We start from the raw sequence: 4,758 nt of genomic DNA on the forward strand, positions 1-4,758 counted from the left end.
CTCAGGCCGCCCCGGCACCGGCTCCCGCCACTCCGGTCGTGGACGCCGCCCCTGCCGCAGCCACGCCCGCGCAGCCCTCCCCCGCCGCCGACCTGACCAAGCCCGAGGACTCCCGATGAGTACGCCCCAGCTCCCGATGCCGCAGGCAGCCGCGCCCAACTGGCAGGCGGCGGCCGGTCCTTCGTACGGTGGGTACACCTCGCCGATCCCGGTGGTGCGGACGCATCTCGGGCATGCGCTGGCCTCCGAGTGGACGAAGATCAAGTCGGTGCGTTCGACGATCTGGACGCTCGGGGTGTTCGTGGTCCTCGTGCTCGGCATCGGGCTGCTCGCCGCCGTCGTGGTCAGCAACTCCTCGTCCGAGCTGCACGGCGAGAACCCGCTCTCCTTCGGCTTCTTCGGACTGCTGCTCGGCGTCATGTGCATCATCACGCTCGGCGTGCTGACCACGGCCTCCGAGTACGGCACCGGCATGATCCGCACGACGATGACGGCGTGCCCGAGCCGGGTCCGCGTGCTCACGGCGAAGGCGATCGTGTTCTTCGCGGTCGCCTTCGTGGTCACGCTGGTGACCACGTCGTTCGTCGCCTTCGTGGACGCCTCGCTGCTGGAGGGCAACGGCGCGAAGAACCCGTCCGCCGGCGAGTGGCTGAAGGGGACCGTCGGGGTCTCGCTCTACATCGCGCTGCTCGGGCTGCTCTCGCTGATCATCGGCTCGGTCATCCGGCACTCGGCGGGCGCGATCACCATCATGATCGGCGCCGTGCTCGCCCCGCTGGTCGTCGCCCTGTTCATGTTCTCGCAGTCCCTGGAGGACGTACGGCAGGCGCTGTTCGAGTACTCGATCCCGAACCAGCTGAGCGTCTTCTACTCCAACTCCCTCAGCGAGTCCGGCCCTTCGGGCTGGGACCCGCTGTGGATCATCGTGGGCGTGACGGCCGTCGCGTTCGCGGGCGCCGTCGCACTGCTGGAGAAGCGGGACGTGTGAGCAGGAACACCTACTAGAACTTCGGCGCGTTCCTGGACCGCTGCACCCGTGTGGTGCGGCGGTCCTTCGCGTTCCAGCACGCCTTGTGCCAGTGGCGGCGGTCCTCGACGCCCGCGTGCTCCGGCCAGGCCACGACGTGCGGGACGCCGGAGGGAATCTGCTGGTCGCAGCCGGGGCAGCGGTACGTCTTGCCCTCGGCGCTGGCCCCGGCGACATGGCGCACGCTCCACTCCTCGCCCTGCCAGTGTTCCGTGGACTGCCAGCCGCCGTAGCGGCCGGAGCGGTCGTCGTCGGCGCTGGGGCCGGAGGAACCGGACTCCTTGGGTCGGTTGCGACGCGGGGACACAGAACACCTCACGGGGCTATACAGGAGGCACGGGCTGTGTCCAGCCTACGTGCCCCACGCAGGGGTATGCGAAGGGCACCAACCCACACAAGTCCCCCTCGGGGCCGCACATTCTGCAGACAATCCGCAAATCTCTCCGCGAGGCCGTGTCCTAGGCACGTGTCGGACGGTTATGCCCGGTGGGGGAGCTCCGTGGCGGAGCCAAGGAAGCAGGAAATGCCATGCGCGTCGGAAGTTTTGTGTTGGCGGCCCAGTTCCCGGGGCAGGGCCAGGGGGAGGCTCTGCACCGCGCGGTCCGCTCGGTGGAGATCGCGGAAGAGGCCGGTCTCGACACGGCCTGGCTGGCCGAACACCACTTCGTGCCCTACGGCACATGCCCGTCCGCGGTCACCCTGGCCGCGTTGCTGCTGGGCCGCACCCAGCGCATCCGCGTCGGCACCGCGGTGAGTGTGCTGCCCACCGTCCACCCGGTCGCCCTCGGCGAGCAGGCCGCGCTGCTGCATGTGACGAGCGGGGGGCGCTTCTCGCTCGGCGTGGGGCGCGGCGGGCCGTGGGTCGACCTGGAGGTGTTCGGCGCGGGCCTCGCGGCGTACGAACGGGGGTTCCCGGAATCACTGGATCTGCTGATGAGCTGGCTGCGCGAACCGTCGGTAGCGGGCACCGGCGACCGCTACGCGTTCCGTGAAGTCCCCGTCGTACCAAGGCCGTCGGAGGCGCTGTCGGACGTGCCCGGCCCCGAGGTCGTCGTCGCCTGCACCTCCCCCGCGAGCGTGCGGCTGGCGGCCGAGCGGGGCCTGCCGATGCTGCTCGGCATGCATGTCGGGGACGAGGAGAAGGCCGAGATGGTCGCCCTGTGGCGGCAGTTGGCGCGGGCGGCGGGGCGGCCGGCGGAGGAGATCCACGGCGCGGCCCATGTGTCGGCCGGTGTCTGCCAGATCGCCGACAAGCGCGCGGATGCCGTGGAGGCCCTGGTGAAGGCGATGCCGGGCTGGTTGAAGCAGGGCCTGGACGCCCATGTGACGGTGGACGACCGCGAGCGGCGGATGCGCGACCCGCTCGCGTACACCGAACTCCTTTGCGGACTACACCCGGTGGGCACCCCGCGATTGTGTGTCGACCGGCTCGCGGCGACCTCGGAGCGGACCGGCATCTCCCGCTTCGCGCTGCTCGTCGAGGGGTCCGGGGACCTGGCGGCGACCGAGGAGAACGTACGGCGGCTCGGTGCCGAGGTGCTCCCTCACCTCGGCTGAGCGAACCGCGGGGAGCTTGCCGCCCCAGTACAGAAGCACCTCCCGCGTACGGGAGCGGCAAGCAGTGCACCACCCGCCGCGTCAGCAGTCCCTGAACTCCGGGGACTGGTTCAGCAGTTGGCTGCGCACCGAGGTGAAGCGAGCCAGCTTCTCGTCGACCGAGCCGTCCAGCGGGAACACCGCCACCCGGTGGCAGTTCTGGAAGGCAAGGCGTACACCGAAGTGCCGCTGCAGCGCGCCGCGTATCGCGTCACTCGCGAGCGCACGCAGCAACTGACCGCGTGCCTGCTCGTCCGGCGGCGGCGTCTGGTTGTCGGCGAACGCACCGCCGTCGACCTTCAGCTGAGCCACCAGGGAGCTGATCATCTCCCATGCGTAAGGCAGGGAGGTCCGGACGCAGTCGACGAATTCAGCTTCGTCGACCTCGCCTCGCTCGGCCTTTTCGAGTAGGGCCGGTGAGACGTCGAGCGACATGGGTTCTCCTCTCGCACCCCCAACTCGCGGGGGTTGCCGGACAGGTAAGGGAGTCCGCGATTACGAACACGCTGCGTACACGTCTCGCGACCTCCCGTTTATACGGTAGGCAACTGAGGGGGGCGGCACCAGGAGAATGCGTACATAGGGAACTCTCAATAGGCCCACAATCGGCCATGAATGAACAAGGGGCGTCACGGGTCTTCCAGGACAACAGGGGTGGCCCGCAGGGCCTCGTTTGAGGGCGGTGGTGGGAGACGGGTGGGCGAATCGCGTGCACCCACGCCCGTCGAGTAGCGTTGCCGACCATGCGTCTCGTCATTGCCCGGTGTTCCGTGGACTACGCGGGCCGGCTCACCGCCCACCTCCCCTCCGCCCCTCGCCTGATCTTGGTGAAGGCGGACGGAAGCGTCTCGATCCACGCGGACGACCGGGCCTACAAGCCCCTCAACTGGATGTCGCCGCCCTGCACGCTGAAGGAGGGTTCCGGGGACGACGAGGGCGTCTGGACCGTCATCAACAAGGCGGGTGAGAAGCTCATCATCACGATGGAGGAGATCCTCCACGACTCCTCGCACGAACTCGGCGTGGACCCCGGCCTGATCAAGGACGGCGTGGAAGCGCACCTCCAGGAGTTGCTGGCCGACCGCATCGACACCCTCGGCGACGGCTACACGCTGATCCGCCGCGAGTACATGACGGCCATCGGACCGGTCGACATCCTGTGCCGGGACGGGGACGGCCAGACCGTCGCGATCGAGATCAAGCGGCGCGGCGAGATCGACGGCGTGGAGCAACTCACGCGCTACCTGGAGCTGTTGAACCGCGATCCGCATCTCGCCCCGGTCCGTGGCATCTTCGCCGCCCAGGAGATCAAACCGCAGGCCCGCGTCCTCGCCACCGACCGCGGCATCGGCTGCGCGGTCCTGGACTACGACGCCCTGCGCGGCATCGAGGACGACAAACTTCGCCTGTTCTGAACAGACGTTCACAGACACTGACTTCACTACGCCGAAAAGGGCCGGTTCCGATCATCGGAGCCGGCCCTTCGGCGTCGTACGGAGTGTCAGATCACGGCACCCGAAGCGCTCGGGGCGTCCACGGCGCTGCTGGACGCGGCCGAACTGGTGGTGTCCACGGGGGCGCTGGAGGAGGCGACACCGCTCGCCGAGGTTCCCGTGGACGGGGCGGTGGATGACTCCGACGGCGTGACCGACGGCGAGGGTGATTCGGACGTACTCGGCGATGTGCTCGGCGAAGACGACGGCGAGTGCGATGTGCTGGGACTCGGCGAAGCAGGCTTCGTCGTCGTGGACTTGGACGGCGACGGCGTGTGCGACCCGCTCGTCCCGCTCGGCTTGTCCGAAGGGGTGCTGCTCGACGGCGGTGTCGGGTCGTCCGATGTGCCGTAGGTGCCGTCGGGGCCCGGGTCAGTCGGGCTGCTGGTGGCCGTGCCGGTGCCGTTGTCGCCCTTCTTCGCCGGGTCGGCGCCGAGGCTGTCGTCGGAGTTGCCCTGGCTCGCGGACGGGTTGGGGCCGACCTTGTCGGACGGGTTGTCGGCGTTGTTGTTGGACGTGGCGCCGAGGGTCACGACGGTGCCGAGGACGGCGGCGAGCAGCGCGCCCGCGCCCGCCGCGACGAGGTTGCGCCGGGCGTAGCCGCGCAGGCCGCCGCGCGCCTTGTTGTGGGGCGCCGGGGTG

5 protein-coding genes and 1 pseudogene are annotated in these 4,758 nt (G+C 69.5%); 3 read left to right on the forward strand and 3 right to left on the reverse strand.

Annotated elements, in window-relative coordinates; all coding sequences use genetic code 11:
• Positions 1-115 precede the first annotated feature (115 nt).
• Positions 116-988 (forward strand): ABC transporter permease, encoded by an 873-nt coding sequence (locus tag R6V09_RS46215; protein WP_317887467.1) that lies wholly within the window; start codon positions 116-118, stop codon positions 986-988.
• Positions 989-1,001: 13 nt separating this feature from the next.
• On the opposite strand, the gene R6V09_RS46220 is transcribed toward R6V09_RS46215, so the two are convergent.
• Complete coding sequence (locus R6V09_RS46220) at positions 1,002-1,334, reverse strand: ATP/GTP-binding protein (RefSeq protein WP_317887468.1); 333 nt, start codon at positions 1,332-1,334, stop codon at positions 1,002-1,004.
• Positions 1,335-1,555: 221 nt separating this feature from the next.
• On the opposite strand from R6V09_RS46220, the gene R6V09_RS46225 reads away from it, so the two are divergent.
• Complete coding sequence (locus tag R6V09_RS46225; protein WP_317887469.1) at positions 1,556-2,584, forward strand: LLM class flavin-dependent oxidoreductase; 1,029 nt, start codon at positions 1,556-1,558, stop codon at positions 2,582-2,584.
• Positions 2,585-2,665: 81 nt separating this feature from the next.
• Here the strand turns inward: R6V09_RS46225 and R6V09_RS46230 are convergent, their stop codons facing one another.
• A complete protein-coding gene (locus tag R6V09_RS46230) occupies positions 2,666-3,058 on the reverse strand; it encodes an SCO5389 family protein (protein ID WP_317887470.1) in 393 nt (130 codons plus the stop codon).
• A gap of 308 nt (positions 3,059-3,366) precedes the next feature.
• On the opposite strand from R6V09_RS46230, the gene nucS reads away from it, so the two are divergent.
• Positions 3,367-4,038 (forward strand): endonuclease NucS, encoded by a 672-nt coding sequence (gene nucS / locus R6V09_RS46235; RefSeq protein WP_317887471.1) that lies wholly within the window; start codon positions 3,367-3,369, stop codon positions 4,036-4,038.
• 86 nt (positions 4,039-4,124) lie between these two features.
• Here the strand turns inward: nucS and R6V09_RS46240 are convergent.
• Positions 4,125-4,758, reverse strand: a pseudogene (locus tag R6V09_RS46240) (ATP-binding protein); the annotation flags it as partial.

The sequence above is a fragment of the Streptomyces sp. W16 genome (assembly GCF_033194735.1).
GTDB lineage: Bacteria > Actinomycetota > Actinomycetes > Streptomycetales > Streptomycetaceae > Streptomyces.

Coding starts and splice junctions, on each gene's coding strand:
- R6V09_RS46215 (WP_317887467.1), top strand. CDS start 116: ATGAGTACGCCCCAGCTCCCGATGCCGCAGGCAGCCGCGCCCAACTGG.
- R6V09_RS46225 (WP_317887469.1), top strand. CDS start 1,556: ATGCGCGTCGGAAGTTTTGTGTTGGCGGCCCAGTTCCCGGGGCAGGGC.
- R6V09_RS46230 (WP_317887470.1), bottom strand. CDS start 3,058: ATGTCGCTCGACGTCTCACCGGCCCTACTCGAAAAGGCCGAGCGAGGC.
- nucS (WP_317887471.1), top strand. CDS start 3,367: ATGCGTCTCGTCATTGCCCGGTGTTCCGTGGACTACGCGGGCCGGCTC.